Source organism: Pseudomonas sp. NPDC087804 (genome assembly GCF_044742965.1).
Classification (GTDB): Bacteria; Pseudomonadota; Gammaproteobacteria; order Pseudomonadales; family Pseudomonadaceae; genus Aquipseudomonas; species Aquipseudomonas rustica.
This window is the reverse complement of the sequence record NZ_JBIUVN010000001.1, coordinates 393,619-419,462: the sequence shown is the minus strand read 5'-3', so window position 1 is coordinate 419,462 and position 25,844 is coordinate 393,619. Positions and strand designations below refer to the sequence as shown.

The 25,844-nt window shown below is 56.2% G+C and carries 23 protein-coding genes and 1 pseudogene; 15 read left to right on the top strand and 9 right to left on the bottom strand.

The window, feature by feature from the left end:
- Positions 1-67: 67 nt before the first annotated feature.
- Positions 68-1,369: an OprD family porin gene (locus ACIOMO_RS02000; RefSeq protein ID WP_401237751.1), complete on the bottom strand. Its 1,302-nt coding sequence runs from the start codon at positions 1,367-1,369 to the stop codon at positions 68-70.
- 376 nt (positions 1,370-1,745) lie between these two features.
- Here ACIOMO_RS02000 and ACIOMO_RS01995 point away from each other — a divergent pair, with 376 nt between their 5' ends.
- From ACIOMO_RS01995 to ACIOMO_RS01970, 6 genes are read left to right on the top strand one after another with little or no spacing between them, the layout of a single operon-like run.
- The gene (locus ACIOMO_RS01995; protein WP_400748562.1) at positions 1,746-3,800 is read left to right on the top strand and encodes a type VI secretion system tip protein VgrG; all 2,055 of its coding nucleotides are present in this window, start codon (positions 1,746-1,748) and stop codon (positions 3,798-3,800) included.
- Complete coding sequence (locus ACIOMO_RS01990) at positions 3,791-4,654, top strand: DUF4123 domain-containing protein (protein ID WP_401237749.1); 864 nt, start codon at positions 3,791-3,793, stop codon at positions 4,652-4,654. Before ACIOMO_RS01995 ends, ACIOMO_RS01990 begins: the two co-directional genes overlap by 10 nt.
- Before the next feature lie 35 nt (positions 4,655-4,689).
- Entirely contained in the window at positions 4,690-7,986 is a 3,297-nt protein-coding gene (locus ACIOMO_RS01985; protein WP_401237748.1) for a hypothetical protein, read from the top strand.
- Positions 7,987-8,004: 18 nt separating this feature from the next.
- Entirely contained in the window at positions 8,005-8,976 is a 972-nt protein-coding gene (locus ACIOMO_RS01980; protein ID WP_401237746.1) for a tetratricopeptide repeat protein, read from the top strand.
- Positions 8,977-9,002: 26 nt separating this feature from the next.
- Positions 9,003-9,677, top strand: coding sequence for a tetratricopeptide repeat protein (locus tag ACIOMO_RS01975; RefSeq protein WP_401237744.1), 675 nt, complete (start codon positions 9,003-9,005; stop codon positions 9,675-9,677).
- Positions 9,678-9,687: 10 nt separating this feature from the next.
- Positions 9,688-9,969 (top strand): hypothetical protein, encoded by a 282-nt coding sequence (locus ACIOMO_RS01970; RefSeq protein WP_401237742.1) that lies wholly within the window; start codon positions 9,688-9,690, stop codon positions 9,967-9,969.
- A 79-nt stretch (positions 9,970-10,048) separates the two neighbouring features.
- Here ACIOMO_RS01970 and ACIOMO_RS01965 read toward each other — a convergent pair whose 3' ends face one another.
- A complete protein-coding gene (locus tag ACIOMO_RS01965) occupies positions 10,049-10,345 on the bottom strand; it encodes a hypothetical protein (protein WP_053119866.1) in 297 nt (98 codons plus the stop codon).
- 480 nt (positions 10,346-10,825) lie between these two features.
- On the opposite strand from ACIOMO_RS01965, the gene ACIOMO_RS01960 reads away from it, so the two are divergent.
- Together ACIOMO_RS01960 and ACIOMO_RS01955 are read left to right on the top strand one after the other, a co-directional pair.
- On the top strand, positions 10,826-11,095 hold the full coding sequence (locus tag ACIOMO_RS01960) for a DUF2790 domain-containing protein (RefSeq protein WP_212549431.1): 270 nt from the start codon (positions 10,826-10,828) through the stop codon (positions 11,093-11,095).
- Between the two features lie 89 nt (positions 11,096-11,184).
- Positions 11,185-11,583, top strand: coding sequence for a hypothetical protein (locus ACIOMO_RS01955; RefSeq protein ID WP_159811342.1), 399 nt, complete (start codon positions 11,185-11,187; stop codon positions 11,581-11,583).
- Here ACIOMO_RS01955 and ACIOMO_RS01950 read toward each other — a convergent pair.
- Positions 11,580-11,849, bottom strand: coding sequence for a DUF1652 domain-containing protein (locus ACIOMO_RS01950; protein ID WP_053119860.1), 270 nt, complete (start codon positions 11,847-11,849; stop codon positions 11,580-11,582). The genes ACIOMO_RS01955 and ACIOMO_RS01950 overlap by 4 nt on opposite strands.
- Before the next feature lie 369 nt (positions 11,850-12,218).
- Between ACIOMO_RS01950 and eco the strand changes: the two genes are divergently transcribed.
- Both eco and ACIOMO_RS01940 read left to right on the top strand, forming a co-directional pair.
- Entirely contained in the window at positions 12,219-12,704 is a 486-nt protein-coding gene (gene eco / locus ACIOMO_RS01945; RefSeq protein WP_053119858.1) for a serine protease inhibitor ecotin, read from the top strand.
- A 20-nt stretch (positions 12,705-12,724) separates the two neighbouring features.
- Entirely contained in the window at positions 12,725-13,030 is a 306-nt protein-coding gene (locus tag ACIOMO_RS01940) for an NIPSNAP family protein (protein WP_159811344.1), read from the top strand.
- A 30-nt stretch (positions 13,031-13,060) separates the two neighbouring features.
- Here ACIOMO_RS01940 and ilvA read toward each other — a convergent pair.
- A pseudogene (ilvA, locus tag ACIOMO_RS01935) lies at positions 13,061-14,050 on the bottom strand (threonine ammonia-lyase, biosynthetic); the annotation flags it as partial.
- 343 nt (positions 14,051-14,393) lie between these two features.
- On the opposite strand from ilvA, the gene ACIOMO_RS01930 reads away from it, so the two are divergent.
- Positions 14,394-14,729, top strand: a complete 336-nt coding sequence (locus tag ACIOMO_RS01930; RefSeq protein ID WP_282357614.1) for a DUF2834 domain-containing protein — start codon at positions 14,394-14,396, stop codon at positions 14,727-14,729.
- A 130-nt stretch (positions 14,730-14,859) separates the two neighbouring features.
- On the opposite strand, the gene ACIOMO_RS01925 is transcribed toward ACIOMO_RS01930, so the two are convergent.
- On the bottom strand, positions 14,860-15,783 hold the full coding sequence (locus ACIOMO_RS01925) for a magnesium transporter CorA family protein (protein ID WP_401237740.1): 924 nt from the start codon (positions 15,781-15,783) through the stop codon (positions 14,860-14,862).
- 7 nt (positions 15,784-15,790) lie between these two features.
- Positions 15,791-17,365 carry a RimK family protein gene (locus ACIOMO_RS01920; RefSeq protein WP_401237738.1) on the bottom strand — a complete coding sequence of 525 codons (1,575 nt, stop codon included), beginning with the start codon at positions 17,363-17,365 and terminating at the stop codon, positions 15,791-15,793.
- 92 nt (positions 17,366-17,457) lie between these two features.
- On the opposite strand from ACIOMO_RS01920, the gene ACIOMO_RS01915 reads away from it, so the two are divergent.
- Positions 17,458-18,558, top strand: a complete 1,101-nt coding sequence (locus ACIOMO_RS01915) for a GNAT family N-acetyltransferase/peptidase C39 family protein (RefSeq protein ID WP_401237736.1) — start codon at positions 17,458-17,460, stop codon at positions 18,556-18,558.
- Between the two features lie 129 nt (positions 18,559-18,687).
- Here ACIOMO_RS01915 and ACIOMO_RS01910 read toward each other — a convergent pair whose 3' ends face one another.
- Together ACIOMO_RS01910 and ACIOMO_RS01905 are read right to left on the bottom strand one after the other, a co-directional pair.
- Complete coding sequence (locus ACIOMO_RS01910; RefSeq protein WP_401237734.1) at positions 18,688-19,833, bottom strand: PQQ-dependent sugar dehydrogenase; 1,146 nt, start codon at positions 19,831-19,833, stop codon at positions 18,688-18,690.
- Between the two features lie 52 nt (positions 19,834-19,885).
- The gene (locus ACIOMO_RS01905; protein ID WP_401237732.1) at positions 19,886-20,227 is read right to left on the bottom strand and encodes a hypothetical protein; all 342 of its coding nucleotides are present in this window, start codon (positions 20,225-20,227) and stop codon (positions 19,886-19,888) included.
- A gap of 191 nt (positions 20,228-20,418) precedes the next feature.
- Between ACIOMO_RS01905 and ACIOMO_RS01900 the strand changes: the two genes are divergently transcribed.
- Positions 20,419-21,273: a Ku protein gene (locus ACIOMO_RS01900; protein WP_053119845.1), complete on the top strand. Its 855-nt coding sequence runs from the start codon at positions 20,419-20,421 to the stop codon at positions 21,271-21,273.
- A 148-nt stretch (positions 21,274-21,421) separates the two neighbouring features.
- Here ACIOMO_RS01900 and lpxO read toward each other — a convergent pair whose 3' ends face one another.
- The gene (gene lpxO / locus ACIOMO_RS01895) at positions 21,422-22,321 is read right to left on the bottom strand and encodes a lipid A hydroxylase LpxO (RefSeq protein ID WP_053120461.1); all 900 of its coding nucleotides are present in this window, start codon (positions 22,319-22,321) and stop codon (positions 21,422-21,424) included.
- Between the two features lie 380 nt (positions 22,322-22,701).
- Here lpxO and ACIOMO_RS01890 point away from each other — a divergent pair, with 380 nt between their 5' ends.
- Both ACIOMO_RS01890 and ACIOMO_RS01885 read left to right on the top strand, forming a co-directional pair.
- Entirely contained in the window at positions 22,702-24,288 is a 1,587-nt protein-coding gene (locus ACIOMO_RS01890; protein WP_082341426.1) for an ABC-F family ATPase, read from the top strand.
- 280 nt (positions 24,289-24,568) lie between these two features.
- Entirely contained in the window at positions 24,569-25,756 is a 1,188-nt protein-coding gene (locus ACIOMO_RS01885) for an MFS transporter (protein ID WP_401237730.1), read from the top strand.
- Positions 25,757-25,844 lie beyond the last annotated feature (88 nt).

Sequence of the window (25,844 nt, the reverse complement as noted above, 5' to 3'; positions counted from 1 at the left end):
CTGAAGATCCCCTGTAGGAGTGAGCCTGCTCGCGAAAGCGCCCGATCAGGCACTACAAATCCCAACCCTACAACGCCGAAAAGCTATAACTCACAATCACCCGCGTCTCATCCACATCCCGCGCAAACTGCTGGTAGTTGGTGCGATACGTCGCATTCCTCAACCGCACGCTGACATCCTTGAACGTCCCCTCCTGAATCACATACTTCAACTCGCTGTCACGTTCCCACTCTTTGCCTTCCTGATCACTGCCCAGCACTTTGATGTGATCACCGTTGACGTAACGGGTCAGGAAGCTCAAACCATTAATGCCAATTGCCTTGAAGTCATAGTCATAACGCAACTGCCACGAACGCTCCTGCGCTGCGGCAAAATCGTTGACCTGCACATAGTTGACCAGATAAGGATTACTGCCATCGAGGTACGGCATCGAGTTATCGCCGTTCATACGCTGCCAACCCGCGCTGAACGTATGACCGCTGTGTGCGAAAGACAGCAAACCGCTCAACGCACGGTTATCGATGGAACCGGCCTTCGCATCGCCGCTGTCAGCACTCTTGAGCAAGCGCAGATCAGCCTTTAATACACCGCCCGCCAACGGCTGATTGGCCAACAACCCAACAAAGTGCTGACGGTAGATGTCTTCCAGTTCCGCGTAGTGATATTGGCCGGTCAGACGATCATTGATCTTGTAATCGAAGCCGTACATGTCGAAATGATCGGCCGTGGTGTTACATGCGTAACGCTTGTTCTTGCAGTGCACGCGGATGTCTTGCGAATCGATGGAATCGCGGGCGGTGTACTTGTCCAGACGCGCCGCCATAAAGGTCAGATCCTTCACCTCTTTCGAGGTCAACATCGCGCCGTTGAACATCGTCGGCAGCAATCGCCCGTCGTTGTACTTGAGCAGCGGCAGATCCGGCCGCAACGCGCCGTACTTCAACACCGAATCAGAAACGCGCACTTTGGCGGTCAGGCCCATCTTCGCGTACTGATCTTTCGAACCGCGCGGATCCTCACCGCTCGATGGCAGCAAACCACTGTTGCTGCTGTCAGCACTGGAATCGAGTTTGAAACCGAGCATGCCCAGCGCATCAATACCAAAGCCCACCGTACCCTCGGTGTAACCCGATTGCAGATCGAGAATAAAACCCTGAGCCGACTCTTCACGCTTCGACGCGCCCTGCTCGGTGGAAGTGTGCCCATCACGGAAGTCGCGGTTGAAGTACACCGTGCGCGATTCGATTTTCGCCGTGGTGTCTTCGAGAAAACCGCTGGCCTGAACCGGCGCGGTAAAACCGGCGCACAGCACAAAGGCTCCGAAGCCAAACGACTGGCGCGGGGTGATGAGGGGAAATGGGGGACGCATGAAAAACTCCAACACTGCAGCGTTTGCGCAAGCGCGCAATAAGCCAGAAATAGCTCCCGATCCGAGTCAGAAAATTGAGCCGGACAGAAGTGGAAACACGGGGGTGAACGACAATGATGGCAGATGGCTTTGACGGGCCAAAGACGACTTTAGTCTGAATCTGAGCGACAATTTCCTGTGCGCCCGGTCGGATAGATGCCCTCGCTGCACGCGCTTTTCAGTGCAGCGAAGCGCCCGGTTTTATTGAGCGAAAGTCCCCAACTAAGGGTTTCCCCCATACCGACAAGGGCCAACGTCTACGGCATTTGCGCCTTGAACGAGGCGGTTGAATGCTGCACCATCCGGGCTCTGCTTATTCAAGGACGGAATTCAAGGCATGTTGGACGCCAACGCAACCCACATTACCCTCACGCTCGAAGGCGCCTCCGCTGACCTGCAAGTACTCAGCTTCACCGGTCGCGAAGCCCTCAATCAGCCCTTCCGTTTTGACCTCGAACTGGTCAGCGCCCGCCCTGACCTGAAACTCGAAGAGCTGCTGCACAAACCCGGCGTTCTGACCTTCGGCGCCACCGGCGAAGGCATCATCCACGGCCTGGTCTATCGCATCGAGCAAGGCGATTCCGGCAAGACGCTGACCCGCTACAGCATCAGCCTGGTGCCGCAACTCGCCTACCTGCGCCACAACCACGATCAGCAAATCTTTCAGAACCTGACCGTGCCGAAAATCATCGGCCAGGTGCTCGAAGCACGCGGCATTCTTGCCGACGCTTATAGCTTCCAGCTCGGCGCCGAGTACCCGCAACGCGAATACTGCGTGCAGTACGACGAGTCCGACCTGCACTTCATCCAGCGTCTGTGCGAGGAAGAAGGCATCCACTTCCATTTCCAGCACAGCAGCAGTGGCCACAAACTGGTGTTTGGCGACGATCAGACCGTATTCCGCAAACTGAAAGCCGTCAGCTACCAGCAAGACTCCGGCATGGCCGCGGAAAAACCAGTGATCAAGCGTTTCAACCTGCGCCTGGAAACCCGCACCACCCGCGTCAGCCGCCGAGATTACGACTTCGAGAAACCGAAGATCCTCCCCGAGGCCGCGAACAAAACCGAGTTCAGCCCGGATCTCGAAGACTACGATTACCCCGGTCGCTTCACCACCCGCGAGCGCGGCAAATTCCTCACCACCCGCGCCCTCGAACGCCATCGCAGCGACTACAAACTCGCCGACGGCAAAGGTGACGAGCCAACCCTCACCAGCGGCCATTTCCTGACCCTCGCCGAACACCCGCGCGCCGAATGGAACGACCTGTGGCTGCTGCTGGAAGTCTTCCACGAAGGCAAACAACCGCAAGTGCTCGGCGAAAACGTCACCAGCGACGTCACCGACCACAAAAGCGATTTCCATCAGGGCTACCGCAACAGCTTCCTCGCGACCCCGTGGGACGCGCACTACCGCCCTGCCCTCGAACACCCGAAACCGAAAGTCCTCGGCAGCCAGACCGCCGTCGTCACCGGCCCCAAAGGTGAAGAAATCCACTGCGACCAATACGGCCGCATCAAAGTGCAATTTCACTGGGATCGCGAAGGCCAGTCCGACGACAACACCTCCTGCTGGATGCGCGTCGCCAGCGGCTGGGCCGGCGCAGCCTACGGCGGCATCGCCATCCCGCGCATCGGCATGGAAGTCCTCGTCACCTTCCTTGAAGGCGACCCCGACCAGCCCTTGGTCACCGGCTGCCTGTACCACAAGGAAAACGTCGTCCCCTACGACCTGCCGGCGAACAAAACCCGCAGCACCTTCAAAACCCTCAGCTCGCCGGGTGGCAAGGGCTACAACGAATTCCGCATCGAAGACAAAAAAGGTGCCGAACAGATCTACCTGCACGCCCAGCGCGACTGGGACGAAAACATCGAACACGACCAGAAAATCCGCGTCGGCAACGAACGCCACGACACCGTCGAAGCCAACACCTACAGCGAATTCAAAGTCGAAGAACACCGCATCACCCACCTCGACCGCAAAAGCGAAATGCGCGCGAACGACCACCTGACGGTTGCGGTGACGCAGCACGTCAAGGTCGGCACAGCGCAGTTTGTTGAGGCCGGGACGGAGATTCACTACAACGCTGGCGAGAAAGTTGTGATGGAAGGCGGCATGGAACTCACGGCCAAGGCTGGGGGGAGTTTTGTGAAGGTGGATGCCGGGGGTGTGACGATCAGCGGGGCCGAGGTGAAGGTGAACTCTGGCGGTGGGCCAGGTGCGGGTACGCCGGCAGCGCCTTTGTTGCCGGGGCCGATGAAAGTGGCGGATGCGGATAAGGCGGGGAAAGTCCTCGTACCGCTGCCGAAACGTTTGAGCGAGTCCGGTATCACACCGTTGTGCGGCAAACAAAACAACGGCGCTTGCAGCCGTAAGGATTGCACATGCATGTAAAAGCGCTGAGCGCCCTCCTCGAAGCCCCGCGCCATTCGTTCGAGCAATTGCCACGTGAAAGCTCCGGCCAGAGCCTGTGCTTCATCATCGACCGCGCCCGTCAACCTGAGGCCATGAGCCGCCTCTACCGCATCGGCGAACCGATGAACTCGCAAGGCCTGTTCATCGGCACCGACTTCGCGGAAATGGCCACTGATGGCCCGCTGTGGCTGACCGCACCATGGGGAAGCCGCCTCGCCCATGAAGCGGCAAAACTTTGCGAAGAAAACTACGCCGGCATCGCGCTCACCACCGCCGCCCCGGACAAAGCACTGGCCCACGCCCGCTGGCTGCTGCGCGCCAATGACGGTTCCGGCGGCCAAAGCCTGCTGAGCTACCACAAACCGAGCCTGTGGGCCGCGCTGGCTTACACCGCCGTGGAAAACTCACAGCAACTGTTCGGCCCGTGGCAACACGTCTACACCCCAGCGCCAGTCCACTTCGGCCGTAACCGTGGTCACTGGCTGAGCTGGCGCTCCGTCTCGGAACTCGAATGGCTCGGCGACGTCTCAGCGTTCAACCTGCCATCGGACGCGCCGAAGGTTCAGGAACATTTGGGTTGGATCTACTGGACGGACGCGCAATACGCCGCCTACGGCGAGCCGACCGATGAAGAACTGCCCAACCTCGTGGCAAACCTCAACGTGCTGGTGGCCCACAACATTTACGAAGGTCGTCATTTACTGAAACTGGGGCCGATCACTAACGGCCCGCTGCTCGAAACGCAGCCTCAGGCAATGGCTATCCTGCAATCCAGGGAAGAGTCGTTCATCAAGGTTCAGCAGCTGCAGCAACTGGCTACCAGCGCCGCTTGATGACCCCGTCCGCGTAAAGAATGAATGGAATCGAAATGGAAACTGATCTCTCAGAAGCACCCAAGGTAGAACTCAACGGCCCAGCTGCCACCGCATCGACCCCTGCCGCACCGGTCGAGACCAAACCGACTCTGGAACTTGATCCCCAACCTGAAGCGCCTGCCAGTTGCTCCAACGCGTTCGACAAAGTCAAAACAGCTTGCTCGACGTCCTACGGCGAAGTGATCTACGCCACCAAAGAAAAGATGTTCTATCTGTTGCCTGAGCGCGCGGCCAGCTCGATCAAAGAAGCAATGAGCGAGCTTGAGCAACACATCAGCGCAAGCAAGTCACCAGAAGAACGCCTCAAGGGCATGAACAGCGCAGGACTGCTGGAGTATTTCCTGGAGCCCAAGCTCTCTAACTTCCTGCAAGGCGAACAAAAAAGCCGAATGCTCGAAATCGAGGCTCAAGAACCTGATATCGCTCAACCGACAATGGCCATGCGCCTTAAAGCTGTTGGTAGAGAAGCCCGAAACAGTGCTGCGCTGGACAAATTGCCGGATCAAAGCGAGTACGCCCGCAATCGGGAATTGGCCAACCAACAACAAGCTAGCTTGCTTGAAGCCAACTCCGAAGGGCAAAAGCTGCAGCGGCTCTACAGCGAGTGGAAGAAGCTGAAGACCGTCGCCATCGCTCAGGCCAAGATCGCCGGTTACACCTACGAAAGCGGTAATCTGTTTTCCCCCGGTGCACTTGAAGCAAGAAGTCGCGTACAGACTTACTTGAAGGCGCGTGCAGCACTTACAGCCAGCGGCAAGCTCACCACGCTGAAAGAGGAAGACTTCCAGAAAAACAAGAAGGCCTATCTCGACGCCACAAACTGCGTCATCGACGGCAAAGCCCGGATGTGTGGTTATTTGGCGGATGTCGCCAGTGAGCGCAAAAAAGTCGAAAAAGACTTCGCCGCCTATATCGAGTCGATCTTGAAGGTCGCCGATTACGGTCTCGCTGTCCCGGAATTCGCACTCATTCCAGACACTGGCAACATCAGCGCCGGGGTTGAGAAGTTCAAGGCCTACCTTGAAATGGAGCAACGGCAGATCACGCTCAGTGAGCAGATCCGCACAAAATACAAAGCATGGATTGATGCCAGCGGACAAAACGTCGCGCCGCCGGCCGGTATCGTCGAGGTCGAGCGAGCCGAATGGCATCGCATTCAACAAGACCGCATCAAGCTGCGCGATGATGCGGAGGCCGCCGTAGCCGCCGCTCTGCCACTGCGGCACCTGCTCTGGGAACCTGAACAGTTCCAGCCAAAACCCGAAGAGCGCCTGGTCAAAGCAGGATTTCCGCTGCGTGAAGTCGCGCTTTTCAACAGCCCCAACAGCCCCGTCAAACACCTGAGCATGCTCAATCTCGAGGGCATCACCAAAGTATTGAAAAAAGACGCCAGTGAAATCGGCGCCTCAATGGCCAAAGATGCGCAGAAGCTCCCCGGCAACAGCAGTGGTCAGGCCGCGACGGACACAGACGACAACCCTTTCCATGAATGGTTACGGCGCGAAGGCGCCATCGCCATCAAAGACCAGCAAAGTGACTGGTTTGATGAGAAAGGCTGGTTTGACGTAGAACTCTTTCACGCTTATCTGAAATCGAAAAATTACAAAGTCGACACTTTTGAGGATGCCGGTGCCCGCAAAGATTGGGGCCTTCGCTTGCGTCAGTTGCTGTTCAAAGAAGAAGTCAGAAGCTCGCTGCGCCTGTTCGACAACAGCCCGCAAGCACAACTCGTTCGTGCACTGACACCGCCGCAATCATCGATTCACACCGGCACGAAAGTGACCGGACCGGCATTCAGCGTGACCGACAACTTCAAAGCTTCCGCCAAAGCCGAGGTCAGCTTGGGTATCGACCTCGCCCGTGGCGAAGTTGAACTGATGAAAATGGATCTGCCGGGTAGAGATCAGGCGAAAGACATCCTTATTCCCTACCTCGATTACGAGAAAAACCGCAAAAACCTCAACCTCGGTCGATTCTCGATCCATTTGGGCGCACGCGCCTGGGGTTATACCGGCGCCACCCTCCTCCTTTCATCCAGCGTTCAATTGGGTCGCGCAAACGTGCAGGGCGGACTAAACCTTCCGGAAATCACCGATGCAAAACGTCCGGACACGACTAATGCAACCGCTGCAACCGTAAGAAGCGAACCGGTACTGGAAGGCAACGCCGCCAAGGTTCGGGTAGAAGATGGTGCCAAAGCCCAATTCAACCTCTTTGCGGGAGTGCAGGCAGGTATTCTGCTGACAGGCGCCTTGAATTGGGCGCCACCAAAGGAGATCGCCGCGTTACGCACTGCGCCAACACCGGGGATGGGCAACAGCGTCAACAGTACAAAAGCCAGCGAATGGTCGAGCTTGGCCAGACTTACCGCAGGCTTTACCGCCGCGTACGGCCTCGGTACCAGCGCCGACATCGGCGTTTCACTGCATGAAGGTCGCTTCATCATGCGGTTCAAAGCATCCTTAATTGTCGGAGCAGGCGCTGGTGGCGAATTCCAGTTTGAAGTGGGGTATGACGGGGTGACTGACCTGATCAACCTGTTACGTCGCGAAATGCATAAAAATCAGGACAAGTCGCTGATGTTTGTGACTGACGATGCCGCTGACTATATCGACAAGCTGAACTTCCTCGGGGCTGCAGGTATGGAAGTGGCGATGGCGTATATGCAGGGCATCGATGTGGTGATGTCTTTGTATGAAGCGCTGACTGGAGGGGGTAGAGGGGCGATTATTGCACATACAATTATGACCTATCGGAATCAAGCAGAGCTTGATCAATGGATCCTTACCGCTACCCCAGGTGCTCTAGGCCCAATGCTTATGACTTTAATTAAACCACCAGAAGAATTCAAAATTGCAGAATACGGAACAGTAGGCTCAGGTTCAAAACCTGTCGAAAAAACATACTCGAAAGATCAATGCCACTTATTCCAACAGCAAGCAATCGAGCGAATATTGAATTTAATCGTACGGCAAGCCCAATTGCAGGGTACGATTCCGCTTGCACAAGCGCAGTTCGAAGAAGCATGTATGAGCATGAATCGCTTTGGAACGAAAGAAGTAAGTCAATCCGAACAAACTTACTGCGAAAACAGGTTACATTTAGATAACTTTATGTCTGAGGCAGTACTACGCCTGCACGACGATCAGAACGACGAAATGCGTTCTAGATACAAAACACACGTAAGCCTTTTAGGCTCCCGTTTAGATGGTTCATGTCGCCGCGTCCAATATTACGGCACCACCTTTGTCCCAGGTGGAAAAGCGACTTACGTCGGCGAAACCCAATAAAACTTCAGGACTAAAAAGTTGCGTACTCAAATCAAGATTTTATTCATAATTGCGCTAATATTTTCAAGCTCTGCGATTGCCCAACTCACTTCAACGCAACAAGCAGCGAAAGATCGCGGCATCATGCTTTTCAATCAATACAAGCCTGCGGAGACCGAGTTAAGAGTCGCAGCTGAAGCTGGCGATCCGGAAGCACAGTTTTACTTGGCAGACGAACTTCGTCAAAAAAATCAGCGCATGACTGCGGAAGCGCAAAAATGGTACGAAGCCTCAGCCTCCCAAGGCGACTACTACTCAATGTTCAAACTTGCTACCACCTCAGAAGATCTATGCACAGTAACTAGCCAGTGCCCTCAAGGAAGCAAGAAGCCGAGTGAGTGGTTAGATTTATTGATAAAAACGGCTACGCCTCGCGCCATGACGGGGGACGGAGAAGCAATGGCAGTCTTATACAATGCGACTTCAGATATCGAATGGCTGGAGAAGTCTGCATCGTCTGGATATGCGCCATCGCAATGGCTGCTTGCTAACCGTTACGCAGAGGGTAAAGGCACATTCCTTCTGCCTTGGAAGAAGGCTAAGATCGAGGAGGAGTTATTAAAATCCGCCTCCGAGGGTGGGTACCCTCCGGCGATGGTTGAATATATATCAATCCTTTTTCAAAGAAACGATCTTGAAGGTGCTAGGCATTGGTGGGAAGTGGCGGCAAAAACCGGCTATCAAAATGCCGTCGCTAGCTATGGCGCGTATCTATCTCATACACCAGATAAAGTTGGCTACCCTATTGACCTAGTCAAAGGCTACGCACTCATATCCCTACTAGAGGAACTTGACGGTGGCGGCAACGTTCAAGTTTATGTTGAGGGAAAGCTTCCAAAAATTGCTGAAAAAATGACGCCTGCGCAAATTAAAGAAGCCAAAAAATACGCCATTGATTGGAAGGCATCCCACCCGCCCCTTTCTTTCTTCCCAGAAAAACTAGGCCTTTAGTTTTGCAACCGCGACTTCAGAAGAACATGAACCATCTGATCGTGAGTTTTTTGGTAGCGCTTTTTGCGCCTAATGTACTGGCGCTGGCCTCCTCAGAACTTGCGATGAAGTCTCGCGGCATAATTCTTTATAACCAACACAAAGCTATTTCTGCAATCCCCTTACTTGTAATCGCCGCTAAAGCCGGAGATCACGAGGCACAATACTATTTAGCGGAGTCACTCAGAGCGAAGAGCAGATTCATGACTCCCGAAGCAAAATATTGGTACGAGGCGGCTGCCCTCCAAGATGATCTGTACGCGATGATCCAGCTTGGGCGAAACGGTAATGACTTTTGTGAAGCCTCACACGAATGCGAAAGGTCAGTAAAACAACCTGTTGAGTGGCTTAACCAAGCAAAGAAACTGGCTCAGCAAAAAGCCGATAATGGTGATGCGGAGTCCATGTACCTGATGTATGAGATCACACTGGAAGACTCGTGGCTCGAGCGAGCGGCGAACGCGGGTGATGTACACGCTCAGTATTGGATGGCTGTGGGATACAAACAAGGCGATGGTTTTTTCTTACCTTGGAATCGAGCTAAAGAAGTGGAAAAGTGGTTCAAGCTTTCAGCCGAGAACGGCAACCCTCGCTCGATGATGGAATACGCAGCGATGCTTTTTGAGAAGGGTGATATTGCCGGTTTTTCGACATTGGAATGAGCAGGCAGCTATGGCTGGCTACGCAGAGTCGGTATACGGCTACGGGTCTTATCTTGCTCACGAGCCTGATACCTATGGCTTTCCGTACGACCCAGTTAAAGGCTACTCGCTTGTGTCATCACTCCTTGTTTTAGATGGCGGGGGCGGCATGCAAGAAAATGTTGAGTATAAGCTTCCGCTCATCTCGGCAAAAATGACACCGTCGCAGATTTCAGCAGCAGAAGAACTAACGAAGTCATGGGATTTAACGCACCCTCCTCTTTCTTTCTTCCCTGAAAAATTAAGCCGCTAGGTGAAAGAGGCTCTTTAGCCGGCAGCAGTGAATCAGCCTACATTTATCAGCCATTCACTCCTGCCAAATCCCTACCCCATCAAACCGGTGCCTTCCAGCTCACCATCTGTTGCTGCGCGACCTGCAGCAAATCATTGCCATCCTGTGCCAGCAGATACAGTGCATGGGTAATGTGCGGAATGTCTTCCACGTCGGCTTGCTTGAAGCACAGACAGTGCAATGTCTCGAGCAGGTCGCTGCACGCGCGGATGCGCTGAACGGCGGCTTCGAGGATATCTTTGGGGTTGGCTTCAGTGTCGATGAGCAGCGTTGGGCTTTCTGTGATGTTGCTGTTTAGTGGGTGGTAGCGGTTTGGCAGCGGATTCAGTATCGGCATAGAGATAACTCCAATTGGGTAAGTAACCCGCCGACACCGTGACCAAACGAGGGAGGCGGACTGTATGCAAGCTTGGTCAACTGAATACCCAATCAGCTCGCCCGAAGGCAATCCTGCACACAGCCGCCACAGCAATGCACTCCGAAGACATAAGTGTCCGCGGCGCGAATGATGGCACATGTACGAGTATTCAGGTGACCAAACCCGAGCCGCTGATTTTGCAGCGACACCCGACAATACCCGCCCCGCTCCAGACCCCGAAAGCAGACAAAGCAGCAGCTTCTGTAGGAATTCGCCAAACCGCGCGAAGAAAACCGCCTCACTCCCTGACAGCCGGCGTTCAGCCGGGTTAACCATCGCTTAACGCCGTGGTCGAAAACTGTACTGAACCGCACGCCCTCAGCCCTTGGCTGACGCCCAGTGCGGCAGGTTCGGTTTGTATTGCGCCGAACTCTCTTTGCGTCGCACGGGAGTCTTTTCATGAACATTCGTCCGTTTCTGCTCACCACCGCCCTCGCCTGCGCGGCTTTTGCCGGGTTGGCGCAGGCCAATGACACGTCGGCCACATCGAAAGCGGTGCCTTATGAGTACGGCATGCCGCTGCATGTGGCGAAGGTGATTTCGTTGACTGAGCCGGCCACTCAGCAATGCAAGGTGATTACAGCTGATATGAAGTACATCGATAACGCCGGCAAGGCTGAGGAGATCAGTTATCGGAAAATGTCTGACGCGTGCAGTTTCCAAAACTGACAGAACGTTCTGATTTTTGCCGTTGCGGTAGGCGTGGGGTGTTTCGGGGGTTATGCTCGGGGCCCTCCTCACTGCCGCAAGGATTAGCCATGCAGTTGTCGTTTCGCGCGTTGTCGGGCATTACCTCTTCGTTGTGTTTTTTGCTCGCGTTGGCCTGGGGCTTTTTCCCCGAGGTGTTGCTGGCGATCTGGAGCATTGAGTATTCGACCGCAGTCGGGTTTGTCGCGCGGCGCAGCGCGGTGTTGTTTGCGGCGTTGGGGGTGATGTTTTTTCTGGTGCGCAATGCACCGCCGTCGGTGGCTCGCAGTGCGCTGAGCAACGGCTTTATCGTCGGTTGTTTTGGCTTGGCTGTGCTGGGTTTTGGCGAATGGCTCAATGGCCATGCCGGCCCCGGCATTTTGCTGGCGGTGCTGGTCGAGCTCGCGCTGGGCCTTGGTTTTGTGCAGGCCCGGCGCGTGACGGTCGAACTGGCTGAAACAGTGGGTTAAACGGCTCTGGATCGCGGACTGTAGTGGTGCGGTGTACTTTGCTTGTTCAGATCCGAACGCAGCCCTGCGATCAGTTCATTGATCTCGCGACAGCCGTTGAGGTGGCTGGCGTCGATGTCACGAACCATTAGATCGACCTGATCGGTCTGGTGATCGCCAAACACTTTGACGGTCATCAGCAAGTCCGGCGACAGCGTGCACTGGCAGCGCTTTGGCAGGAAACTGCTTTCAACGATGTTACGAAGTTCCAAGGCAGACAGAAACATGGCGAACCCTCTCCTTACTGTGAGATTGCCAATCAAGTATTCACGCTGACCTTTGCTGCGCCTGCACGGGTGTGTCCCCGCTGTTTCCCTGGTGCGGCAAATGGTGGTACGGCGAAATGCCCATTGGAGTGTAGGCGCCCAAACCCGGTGCGCCGCACTGAAAAGACGCATAAAGCGTGCCTTTCATCGGGTCATTCTGACCCACATAAAAATCAATCACTTGGCGCAAAGGCCAGTATTTCGCTACGTGCAAAATGCCGGTTGAGCCCTTTTGCGCGTTGCATTTTGCAATCTGTTGCGGGTTTGCATTCATCACCCATGACGGTAAGAATGCTTGTCAAACCACCCTACACCCGCAAGGAGGCATCCATGGGTTCTTTACGCGCTTACGCGACCACCGGGCTGATTATCGCCAGTCTGTCCACCCTCGCCCACGCGGCCAAACTTGAAGACGTCGCGCCGTATCCGAAGGCTGAGGCGGGCTTTACCCGTCAGGTCATTCATTTGCCCAAGCAGGAGAATGAAGAAAACTTCCAGGTCGAGATTCTTGCCGGCAAGACCCTTGAGGTGGACTGCAATCGTCCGAAGCTCGGCGGCGTGCTCGACGAGAAAAATCTGCAAGGCTGGGGCTATCCGTATTATCGCCTCGAGAAAGTCATTGGCCCGATGAGCACGCTGATGGCCTGCCCGCCCGGCAGCAAGAAGAAGCGCGCGTTCGTGCCGGTCGTCGGTGATGGTTTCACCGTGCGTTACAACAGCAAATTGCCGATCGTGGTCTATGCCCCAACGGACGTCGAAGTGCGCTACCGCATCTGGTCGGCCTCGGACAAGGTCAACACAGCCATTCAGGAATAACCGGGCAAGGAGCACGTGCAGTGATTACTTGCCACGTCAGATACGTGATCGACCCGTACCAACTGACCGAGTTCGAGGCTTACGCCAAGGCCTGGCTCGGTATCGTTGAACGCTTGGGCGGCAGCCATCATGGCTATTTTTTGCCATCGGAGGGTGCGAGCAACATTGCGTATTGTCTGTTCAGTTTTCCGTCACTGGCGGATTACGAAAGCTATCGGCATATCGCGATGACCGACCCAGAGAGCACCGCGCTGGTGGCCTCTTTGGTCGAGAAGAAGTTCATCGTCAGCTACGAGCGCACGTTCCTGCGCCCGCTGCTGCCCTGAACACCGTTACGCCGGGACGCCGCACGCAGCGGCGCGCTCGGCGACGTGACGCAGGCTGTCGAAGTTGATGTTGGCGCCTGAGTCGATCGCCACGAAGGTTTGACCGCGCACGCCGCTTCGCGCCACGTATTGCTTGATGCCCGCGACGGCCAGGGCGCCGGAGGGTTCGGTGATTGAGCGCGTGTCGTCGTAGATGTTTTTGATCGCGGAACAGAGGTCGTCGTTGCTGACGGTGATCACCTCGTCCACGCAGAAACGACACACTTCAAAACCGTATTCACCGATCTGCGCCACGGCCACACCGTCGGCGAAGGTACCGACGCTGGGCAACACGACACGTTCGCCTGCGTGCAGAGCGGCTTTCAGGCACGCGGAATGTTCGGATTCAACGCCGATGATCCGCACTTCCGGGTGCAGGTATTTGATGTACGCGGCGATGCCGGCGATCAAGCCGCCACCGCCTACCGGGATGAAAATGGCATCCAGCACGCCTTGGTGTTGCTGAAGGATTTCCATGGCCACGGTGCCTTGTCCGGCGATCACGTCCGGGTCATCGAAGGGGGACACGAAGGTGCGGCCGGTTTCTTCGGCCAATTGCAGGGCATAGGCCAACGCGAAGGGAAAGCTTTCACCGTGCAGCCGCGCTTCCGCGCCTCGACTGCGTACGCCCAGCACCTTCAGTTCAGGGGTGGTGCACGGCATGACGATGGTCGCGGCGATGCCCAGTTCGCGCGCCGCCAGTGCCACGCCTTGCGCGTGGTTGCCGGCCGATGCGGTGATGACGCCTTGTGCCTTCTGCGCATCGCTCAGTTGCACCAGTTTGTTGTAGGCGCCACGGATCTTGAAAGAGAACGTCGGTTGCAGGTCTTCGCGCTTGAGCAGGATGCGATTACCCAGCGCTTCGGACAACGCCGGGGCTGCCTGCAATGGCGTACGCACAGCCAGGTCGTACACGGGAGCGGCGAGAATCCTTTTCACGTAGTGCTCAAGCAGGGCTTGCTGGTCGTTGGTGTAACTCATGCTGATCTCCTTGATAGCGATTTCACACACCCTGCGTAGGAGCTGCCGAAGGCTGCGATCTTTTGATCCTGAAGATCGCAGCCTTCGGCAGCTCCTACATGAGCGGTGTTTCGAACCCTGGAGACAGAAAGTAAAAACCCGCCTCTAGGGCGGGTTGGGTGCTGCAGTCGTGAGCTAGCCCGCCAAGTGAGGAATGGCGGTAATAATAATGCTTGGCTGGCAGCGCAATACGTAGGTAGTCATGGCCTGAAAATTAGCCTGAACGCTGCTGGCACGTCAATGGCCAATTTTGCGTGGCGCGGGTAATCTGGCGATTCTGCTCATCAGTTCAAGGAAGGAATGCATGATGTCTGTCGCCCTGCCCCTCACGGCTTTGCTGGCTTTTTCCGGTTACACCGTTTCGGTGATGCTCCAGGCTGAACAGTCGTTGATTGATTTTGGGATCAGCTTGATGTCGCGGCCGGATACGGCACAGGTGGTGATTGATTTGTACCTGCTGGCGACGTTGGCCGGGGTTTGGATGGTCAAGGATGCCAAGGCTCGTGGGCAGTCGGTTTGGTCGGTGGTTCCGTATCTGTTGCTGACGGCGGTGTTTGTGTCGGTGGGGCCGTTGTTATATCTGGTGGTTCGTGGGGTTCGGGAGCGTAGGAAAGTCAGCAATTCCGCGGCTGTGGGCTGATCTGAAATCACCTGTTTATTTTGAGATCCTCATCGCGAGCAGGCTCACTCCTACAGGGGATCTTCGCTACACCAAAGATCCATTGTAGGAGTGAGCCTGCTCGCGATGGGGCCGGGCCAGACAACACAAATCACCTGGCCAAGCGCCTCAGCCCAAACAACATCCCCCCCGCCCCCATCAACATCACCAGCAAAAACACCGGATAAGACACCCACCACGGCGTCCCCGCCGTCATCATGCTGAACTCCGACATCCCGCCAATACTCGCGATCAGGTTCAGCGGCAAAAACACCACGTTGATCAACGTCAGTTTGCGCAGCAGGTTGTTCATGCTGTTGTTCATCAGGTTACCGCGCGCGTCGATCAGCCCGGAGAACACCGTGGAGTAGATTTCAGCCTGTTTGTAGCACTGGTTGTTTTCGATGATCAGGTCATCGATCAGTCCGAGTGCCTCGCTGGAAAAATGCTGTTTCTCGGCATGATTACGCAGCCGTGTCAGCACCGCGCCGTTGCTGTGCAGGGCGTTGATGTAATAGATCAGGCTCTCGCTGAGGTTGAACATCTGCACCAGATGCTGGTTCTGCATCGAGGCGTTGAATTTTTGCTGCAACTCGCGGGCGACCAGTTTGATCACCTTCAGGTGACCGAGGTAGTGATGGATGTTGTTGAACAGCAGATCAAGTAGCACATCCAGCGGCGTGTTTAATGGCTGCCGAGTGCCGAGACCATGCAGCGGCGTGTCGTCGGTGGCGATCACCAGCAATTGCCCCGGCGAGAACAGCAAGCCGCAGGACGACACCTCAAAGGCCAGGCTGCCGCCACCGGAATAGTTTTCCGGGCGCTTCCAGATCAGGAACAAATGGTCGGGGTGAAACTCGATGCGCGAGACTTCATCCGGGTCGAGCGCCGAGGCCAACGCATGCTCATCGACCTTGAAATGACTGTGCAGCAAGTCGCGCTCGGCGGCGTCGGGATTGCTGAACAGCATCACCTCGGCGTCCAATCGTTCAACCCGCTGTAACGCGCCGTGGTTCATTGAGAAACTGCTGATCATCGGCAGATCACCACGCTTGCCCGCGACGTTTGAGTTCCAGCCGCCGCACAAACTCTTCCAGCACCAGCGAATACAAATCGTCCTGTAAATACGCGTCTTCGATGCCTGCATCGAGGTTTGGATTGTCGTTGACTTCGATCACCACCACTTTGTCGCCGGCCTGTTTCAGGTCGACGCCGTAGAGGCCATCGCCGATCAGGTTGGCAGTTTTCACCGCAAGGTCGACGACCGCGCGCGGCGCTTCATGGATCGCCATGGTTCGGCATTCGCCGTTGACGTCCTGGCCTTTGGCTTTGTGGTTGTAGATCTGCCAGTGGCCCTTGGACATGAAGTACTGGCAGGCGAAGATCGGTTTGCGATTGAGCACGCCGATGCGCCAGTCGTATTCGGTGTAGAAGAATTCCTGGGCCAGCAACAACACCGAGTGCTCGAACAATTCCGCGGTGGCTTCGAGCAGCGCTTGTTGGCTTTCGACCTTGATCACTCCGCGTGAAAAACAGCCGTCGGGGATCTTCAACACCAAGGGGAAACCGAGGCGTTCGCCGACCCGTTCGAAGTCTTCGGGTCGCTCTTTGTAGAGGATTTCGGTGGCGGGCATGCCCAGTTGATGGCTGTTGAGCAGATCAGTCAGGTAGACCTTGTTGGTGCAGCGCAGGATCGACGTCGGATCGTCCATCACCACCAGCCCTTCGCTCTCGGCCTTCTTGGCGAATCGGTAGGTGTGGTTGTCGACGCTGGTGGTTTCGCGAATCAGCAGCCCGTCGTATTCGGCCAATCGCGCGTAATCCTTGCGCTCGATCAACTCGACATCGATGCCCATGGTTTTGCCGACCCGGACGAATTTTTCCAGTGCTTTGGGATTCGACGGCGGCAAGGCTTCCTGTGGGTCGTGAAGAATAGCCAGGTCATAGCGCGCAACTTGCGGCGAGCGCGGCACACGCCAGACTTTACGGCTGAAACCGTCCAACGCATTGGCAAACTGATCTTCCTGATCATCGCGTAACTTGTGCAACGCGCCGGACTTAACGCCCTCGATGTGCCAACCGTTAGTTCGGCGAAACTCAACTAACAGAATTGGACAAGGAAACACTTCAAACAACTGCCGCGCCAGATCCTGCAAGGGCTCGATATGAGTCCTGCCAAAATACAGTGTCAAGGTAAACCCTTCGGTATCGCTGTAGAGGTGGTGACTAAGAGCTTTTTCCAGGGTTTTATCCAGGTCATCCAGTGCCAGGCCATAAAGTGATTTTTTCGTCAGTTCGCTGATGGTACGCACCGACGGAATCACCTTGTGCCCACGGGCTTCCGCCAGCAGCGAGCAGTAATAGCCATGGCCCAAGTACTTGTAGCTGCGGCACAGGTTGATCACCTGAACCCGTTTGCCGGGCTCGCTTTCGCGTGTTTGCTCGAGGTATTCCTGAGCGGTGACGATGTCTTCGCTGGGAAAATAAGAGGCCCAATCTTCCTTGCGCTCGACAATGATCAACACTTGACTGGAGGTTCTGACCGCTGGTTTTAAATAAGTTGCCGTCGGCAAACTTTGCTCGGATACTTCGCGCCAATGACCCTGTACCGCTGACATAGAGATTGATCCGTTGGAGAACAAGACCTTTTCTATTAAGCACGAAGTTTTACGAAAGTCTCGTTTCGTTACGCAACTTTTACGGTGGTCATATGAGTACTGTTTTTCGCCTGGCCGTAGTTGAAGACTTGCCGGCGTTGCTGGCATTGGAAATGCAATGTTTCACCACGGACCGACTCACCAGTCGAAGTTTTCACTGGATGATTACGCGCGCCCATGCGCAGTTGCTGGTCGCAGAACGCGATGACCATCTGCTCGGTTACGCGCTGGTGCTGTTTCATCGCGGCACCTCATTGGCGCGGCTGTATTCGATAGCCCTGGCTGCCGAGGCTCGCGGCACAGGGCTGAGCAAGCAATTGCTGCAGAAAATCGAGGCCTGCGCGCTGGAACATGATTGCGCGTATCTGCGTTTGGAAGTGCGTACCGACAACCCCACCGCCATTGCCCTTTATGAGCGCAGCGGTTACCGACGTTTTGCGCTGATCCACGATTACTACGAAGACCACGCCGATGCGTTGCGCTTGGAGAAACGCATTCTCCAGCACCGCGACTCACGCAGCATCACGGTGCCTTACTACGCGCAGACCACCGACTTCACCTGCGGCCCGGCCTGTCTGTTGATGGCCATGGGCGCCTTGCAGGCCGGACGCTTGCTGGAGCGTCGTGAGGAATTACAGATCTGGCGTGAGGCGACGACCGTGTTCATGACCTCCGGCCATGGCGGCTGCAGCCCTCAAGGTTTGGCACTGGCGGCGTGGCGTAGAGGTTTTCGCGTCCGTTTGGAGCTGAGCCTGGAGGGGCCGCTGTTCCTTGATGGTGTACGCGATACGCATAAAAAAGACGTCATGCGTTTGGTGCATGAAGAGTTCACTGCGCAACTGGCAGAAACCGATGTGGAACGTGTGATCGGCGCAACAGTGGATTTGCCGCGATTGCTCGACGCCGGTGGCCAGCCTTTGCTGCTGATCAGCAGCTATCGTCTGACCCGCTCAAAATCACCGCACTGGGTTGTAGTGACCGATTGCGATGAGGACTTCGTTTACCTGCATGACCCCGATATCGATCACAGCCAGCACCGACAACCGATGGACTGCCAGCACGTGCCAGTCAGCCATGGCGAGTTTGAAAAAATGTGCCGATTTGGCCGAGGAAAACTACGCGCCGCAGTGGTGCTATTCCCCCAAAAACTATAGCCACCAAAACCCCTGTGGCGAGGGGATTCATCCCCGATGGGCAGCGAAGCAGCCCTCTCTTCCTGGAGAAGCTGCACAATCCATCGGGGATAAATCCCCTCACCACAGGTATAGAGCGCTCTCAGCGCCTTACTTCAAGCCAAGCTTGTACAACGAACCCTTCGACTCATCCGTAAGCACATACAAATAACCATCCGGCCCTTGGCGCACATCCCGAATCCGCTCTTTAAGCTCGCCGAGCAAACGTTCCTCATGCACCACCTTATCGCCATCAAACTGCAACCGGATCAACTCCTGCGTCACCAATGCACCAATAAACGCGTTGTGCTGCCACGGTTTAAACCGGTCAGCATCGTAAAACGCCATGCCAGACACACCCGGTGATTTCTCCCAGACATGGTGCGGTGCAACCGTACCTTCAGCCGTTTTACCCTGCGTTTCAGGGATCGGCTGCATCGAATAGTTGATGCCGTGAGTCGCCAGCGGCCAGCCATAATTCTTCCCACGTTCGATGATGTTCACCTCATCGCCACCGCGTGGGCCGTGCTCGTTTTCCCAGAGCGTGCCGTTCCAAGGGTTGAGCGCCGCACCCTGCGGGTTACGCTGACCATAAGACCAGATTTCTGGACGCACACCGGATTGCCCGACAAAGGGGTTATCGTCCGGCACTCGGCCATCGGGATAAATGCGTACGACCTTGCCTTGCAGCTTGTCGAGATCCTGAGCGGTTGATCGATCATTGTTTTCACCCAAGGTGATAAACAGATAGCCGTCGCGATCAAAAACCAGCCGTGAGCCGAAGTGATTGCCAACCGAGAGCTTCGGCTCCTGGCGGAAGATCACTTTGAAATCCTTCAGCGTTTTCAAATCATCCGACAGGCGCCCCCGCCCGACCGCTGTGCCGGCCTTGTCGCCCTTGCCACCACCTTCGGCGTAAGACAGGTACACCATGCGATCCTGTTTAAAGTCCGGCGACAGCGCTACATCAAGCAAACCGCCCTGCCCCTTGGCCCAGACTTGCGGTACGCCGCTGATTGGCTCGGACAACTTGCCGTCCGTGCCCACTACACGCAGATTGCCCGGTCGCTCGGTCACCAACATGCCTTGGCGATCCGGCAAAAAAGCCAGTGCCCAAGGATGGTCTAGTCCTTGAGTAATCGTGGTGACTTCGAGGATGCCCTGCTCGCTTTTCAGCTCTTTGGGCGCTGCGGCGAATACCGGAGCACTGATCAGAACGCCGGCACACAGGCTGGCCAGTAGGGTTTTACGCAACATGCACGATTCCTTATGTTCGCTTGAAAGGCTGACAGAACCTCAGTCCTGCCGTTCAACGGTTGCTGTCGGTACCCCGTGAGGGTGGATTGGGAATAAACGTCGGCGGTGTACTTGGCACCGAACGAATCGGCTGGCCGTTGCCGATACCACGGTTTTCCACGGTGGGCGTACGCGGCGTTGGCGCAGTGCTCGGCCCACGAATCGGCGGGCTGCTCGGCTGAGTGCCTTGCATGCTGTTGGGGTTGGCCCGGCGGATCGGGCTGTTGTAGGGATTATTACTGTTGCCGGTCGGACTTTGCGCCAGCAACAGCGTCGAGGCTGGCACCGAGACGCCCGCATGAGCCCAACCCACGCTCAAGCCGAGGACGGCGATGCCAAGCAGAATTCGGTTCATGGGGCAGCCTCTCGATGCAAGTGGATTAGAGCCTTCGAGTCCACGCTACGCCCAGGGTTCGCATTTGTTAAGTCACAGGCTTTAAACAACATGTAACCAGACACGACCGCTGGCCCCAGAGCCCGCGCAATCACTGGAAACTTTCACGCTGGGCCACAGGTCACCTGATCATCACTTGGGAGATCATCACCATGGCTCGGGCAATCTGGAAAGGCGCGATCAGTTTTGGACTGGTTCACATCCCCGTCGCGCTGGTTTCAGCGACATCGTCCCAAGGCGTGGACTTTGACTGGCTCGACAGCCGTAGCATGGATCCGGTGGGCTACAAACGGGTCAACAAGGTCACCGGTAAAGAGGTCACCAAAGAAAATATCGTCAAAGGTGTGGCCTATGAAAAAGGTCGTTACGTAGTGCTCAGCGAAGAGGAAATCCGTTCGGCACACCCGGTCTCTACGCAAACCATTGATATCTTTTCTTTTGTTGATGCCGAGCAGATTCCACTGCAAAACATCGACACACCTTACTACTTGGCGCCCGACAAACGAGGCGGCAAGGTGTATGCGCTGCTTCGGGAGACGCTGAGCAAAACCAACAAGGTCGCCCTTGCCCGCGTCGTTTTACATACACGTCAGTACCTGGCGGCGCTGATGCCACTGGAGTCAGCGCTGGTGTTGGTGAAGCTGCGCTGGCCGCAGGAGGTGCGCAGCCTCGATACGCTAGAGCTTGGGAGTGAAGTGACCAAGCCGCAACTGGCCAAGGGCGAACTGGACATGGCCAAACGGCTGGTGCAGGACATGAGCGCGGACTGGAAGCCTGAAGATTACAAAGACGAGTTTGAAGACAAGATCATGGCGCTGGTGGAGAAGAAAGCCCATGAAGGCAAGATCGAGGATGTCGAAACGGTGGGTGGCGAGGAAGAGCGTAAAACGGCCGATGTGATCGATTTGACGGAGCTGCTGAAACGCAGTCTGGGCGGGAAAGCGGCGGCGAAGCCGAAGGCCAAAGCCGCGCCAGCCAAGAAAACGAAGAAAGCGTCAGCCAACTGACAGGTTGCTTTTGCGAGAGTCATTTGACCCGGCCGGGCAAACGCCATGTAGGAGCTGCGGCACGCTGCGATCTTTTGACTTTGAAGTGTGTAAAAAACAAGATCAAAAGATCGCAGCCTCGTTGCACTCGACAGCTCCTAAAGGAGGATCAGATCAGGATAAAGATCGCCAACAAGCTACCGAAGATCGCCCACTTTTCCATATAGTACAGCTTGCGATTACGTTTTTTCAGCTCTTTACCACGCAAACGAATCTTGTAGATCCTGGCAAACAGACGGTTGATGCCGCCAGTACGGTCACCGGCATCGTTCGGCGCACCCGCCGCGGACATCACGTTACGGCTGAACCAGCCGTTGAACGCCGCCGCCCAGCGATATTTCATCGGACGCTCGATGTCGCAGAACAGGATGATGCGGTTCTTATCAGTGGTGTTTTCCGCGTAGTGAATGAACGTTTCGTCGAACATCACCGCTTCACCGTCACGCCAGTGGTAGTTTTCGCCGTCCACGTTGATGTAGCAACCAGCATCATTTGGCGTATCGAGACCCAAGTGATAACGGTACGAACCGGCGTACGGGTCACGGTGTCGCACCAGTTTCGAGCCCGGTGGCAGTTCGGCAAACATCGCCGCTTTGATCGAGCCGATGCTTTGCACCAGTTCGGTGGTACGCGGGCACAGTTTCATCGCCGACGGATGGCTGTCGCCGTACCACTTCAGGTAGAAGCGCTTCCAGCCGGTCTTGAAGAACGAATTGAAGCCGACATCGTTGTACTGATCCGAGCGTTTGATCTCGCCGGCACGCAGCAGATTCTGGCCTTCTTCACGGATTTCCTGCCAATGTTCCTGCAACGGACTCAGATCGGGAAACTCCGACGGATCCAGATAAGGCTTGTTCGGTTTTTTCGAAAACAGATAGAGGAAGCAGTTGATCGGCGCGAGAAACGACGAATGATCGCTCAGTTGGCGACCCAATTTGTGCCGCACCCGTCCACGAAGATGAACGTATGCAATGGAAATGACATAAATAGCAGCAATGATGAGTTTCACGGAAATCGTCACATGTCAGTAGTGAACAAACTGCGCGCCTGAAGGCCTCTGGCCCGGCGTCTGATGCAGTGGTCGGATTACAAATGGCACGTCCCTGAGCCCGCGCCGTTGAAGGCCGCTGGGTGAATGGATGGCATTTTAGCCACACTTTGTATCCGATAGTGAACCTGTAAGTGTTAAAAACTGTCCCGGGTGCGCGCCAATCAGCGGTCATGGCGTGTTCGCCCTATCGTTAAGAGCGCCAGACCAGTACAATTGCCGCCAAACTTTACGCGCCCCCCTTGGTTGATGCCGGGACTTTCCCGCCTCAGCGCACTTTGACTCGGGCCAAGCGCTCCGGCCGCACCCTCGCTACTCAGAATGCTTCGCAGGAATAACTCTTGATCTCTACAGCTAACATCACGATGCAGTTCGGCGCCAAGCCGCTGTTCGAAAACGTTTCGGTCAAATTCGGCGCGGGCAACCGCTACGGCCTGATCGGCGCCAACGGTTGCGGCAAGTCGACCTTTATGAAAATCCTCGGCGGTGATCTCGATCCGTCCGGTGGTCAGGTCATGCTTGAGCCGAACGTACGCCTGGGTAAGTTGCGTCAGGATCAGTTCGCCTACGAAGAATTCACCGTGATCGACACCGTGATCATGGGTCACGAAGAGCTGTGGAAGGTCAAGGCCGAGCGCGACCGCATCTACTCGCTGCCGGAAATGAGCGAAGAAGACGGCATGGCCGTGGCCGAGCTGGAAACCGAGTTCGCCGAGATGGACGGTTACACCGCCGAGTCCCGCGCCGGTGAATTGCTGCTGGGTCTGGGTATCGGCATCGAGCAGCACTTCGGCCCGATGAGCGAAGTGTCGCCAGGCTGGAAGCTGCGTGTGTTGCTGGCTCAGGCACTGTTTTCCGATCCGGAAGTGCTGTTGCTCGACGAACCGACCAACCACCTGGACATCAACACCATTCGCTGGCTGGAAAACATCCTGACCCAGCGCAACAGCCTGATGATCATCATCTCTCACGACCGTCACTTCCTGAACAGCGTGTGCACGCACATGGCTGACCTGGATTACGGCGAGCTGCGCCTGTTCCCGGGTAACTACGACGAGTACATGACCGTGGCGACCCAGTCTCGCGAGCAACTGCTGTCGGACAACGCCAAGAAGAAAGCACAGATTTCCGAGCTGCAATCGTTCGTTAGCCGCTTCTCGGCCAACGCCTCGAAAGCCAAGCAGGCGACTTCCCGCGCCAAGGCGATCGACAAGATCCAACTGGCCGAGGTCAAGCCTTCGAGCCGTGTAAGCCCGTTCATCCGTTTCGATCAGAACAAGAAGCTGCACCGCCAGGCGGTCATCGTCGAGAAGATGGCCAAAGGCTTCGACGGCAAACCCCTGTTCAAAGATTTCAGCTTCCAGGTTGAAGCCGGCGAGCGCGTGGCGATCATCGGCCCGAACGGTATCGGTAAAACCACCCTGCTGCGCACTCTGGTCAACGAACTGACCCCGGATGCCGGTAGCGTCAAATGGACCGACGCCGCTGAGCTGGGCTACTACGCTCAGGATCACGCGCACGACTTCGAAGACGATGTCACCCTGTTCGACTGGATGGGTCAGTGGACTCAAGGCGAGCAGATGATTCGCGGTACTTTGGGCCGCATGCTGTTCTCCAACGACGAGATCCTCAAGTCGGTCAAAGTGATTTCCGGTGGTGAGCAAGGTCGCATGCTGTTCGGCAAGCTGATTTTGCAGAAGCCGAACGTGCTGATCATGGACGAACCGACCAACCACTTGGACATGGAATCGATCGAGGCGCTGAACCTGGCGCTGGAAAACTACCCGGGCACGCTGGTTTTCGTCAGCCACGACCGTGAGTTCGTATCGTCCCTGGCCACGCGCATCATCGAGCTGAGCCCGGATGGCGTGACTGACTTCAGCGGCACCTACGATGACTACCTGCGTAGCCAGGGTGTGGTGTTCTAAAAGCAGCTTCGAGGTTTGAGCTGCTAGCTGCAAGTTAAAGGCCCTGTCCATGTGACGGGGCTTTTTGTATTTCGATGGCAAGTCATTTGTTGGTACGGAAACCATCGCGAGCAGGCTCACTCCTACAGGGGAACGCATTTCAAATGTAGGAGTGAGCCTGCTCGCGAAGGGGCCGTCAGCAGCGCCATCAATCCAAGGATAAATAGTTAGCCTGCTTCCTTTTATCCCTCACCCACGCCATCATGCGGACTCTCCCACCGCCGCCCGCGAACGAGTCCTCATGTCTGCGCAGCAACTGCCACCGCAACGCTCCATGGCGATCACCCTGCAGATCGTTTCCATCGTTTTCTATACCTTTATTGCCTTCCTCTGCATCGGTCTGCCGATCGCGGTGTTGCCCGGTTACGTCCACGAGCAACTGGGTTTCAGCGCAATCATTGCCGGGCTGGTCATCGGTTCACAGTACTTGGCCACCCTGCTCAGCCGCCCGATGGCCGGGCGCATGTCGGACACCATCGGCACCAAACGGGCGATCGTGTATGGCTTGCTGGGGATTGTGCTAAGTGGCGTGCTCACCCTGATTTCGACGCTGTTGCAGAGTTTTCCACTGACCAGCCTGCTGATTCTGATTCTCGGGCGTTTGCTGTTGGGGGTCGCGCAGGGCCTCATTGGTGTCGGCACGATCAGTTGGTGCATGGGCCAGGTCGGCGTCGAACACACGGCAAAATCGATTGGCTGGAACGGCATCGCCTCGTATGGCGCGATTGCGATTGGCGCGCCGCTGGGCGTGGTGATGGTCGCTGAATACGGCTTCGTCAGCCTCGGGATTGCGCTATCGGTATTGGCCGCCGGCGCGTTGCTGTTGATCCGCAACAAACCTTCGGTACCGGTGATTCGTGGCGAACGTCTGCCGTTCTGGGCAGTGTTCGGGCGCATTGCCCCGTTCGGCGCGAGCCTGACCTTGGCGTCGATCGGTTACGGCACGCTGACCACGTTTATCACGCTTTATTACCTCAACCGTGGCTGGAGCGGCGCGGCGTACTGCCTGACGGTGTTTGGCGTGTGCTTCATTCTGTCGCGATTGCTGTTCATTTCAGCGATCAGTCGCTTCGGTGGTTTTACCTCGGCGGTTGCCTGCATGACCATCGAGACTGTGGGACTGGTGATGTTGTGGCTCGCGCCCTCCACCGCGTTCGCCTTGATTGGCGCCGGGTTGGCGGGGTTTGGCCTGTCGCTGGTGTATCCAGCGCTGGGGGTTGAGGCGATCAAGCGCGTGCCGAGTTCCAGCCGTGGTTCGGGGCTGGGGGCTTATGCAGTGTTCTTCGATCTGGCGTTGGCGATTGCCGGGCCGCTGATGGGCGCGGTGGCGTTGAATCTGGGCTATTCGTGGATTTTCTTCAGTGCGGCGCTACTGTCGGTGATCGGGTTGGGGCTGACCCTACTGCTTAAACGCCGAGCAATGGGTTGAATCAAGATCAAAAGATCGCAGCCTTCGGCAGCTCCTACAAGGAATACCCTCTCATGTAGGAGCTGCCGAAGGCTGCGATCTTTTGATC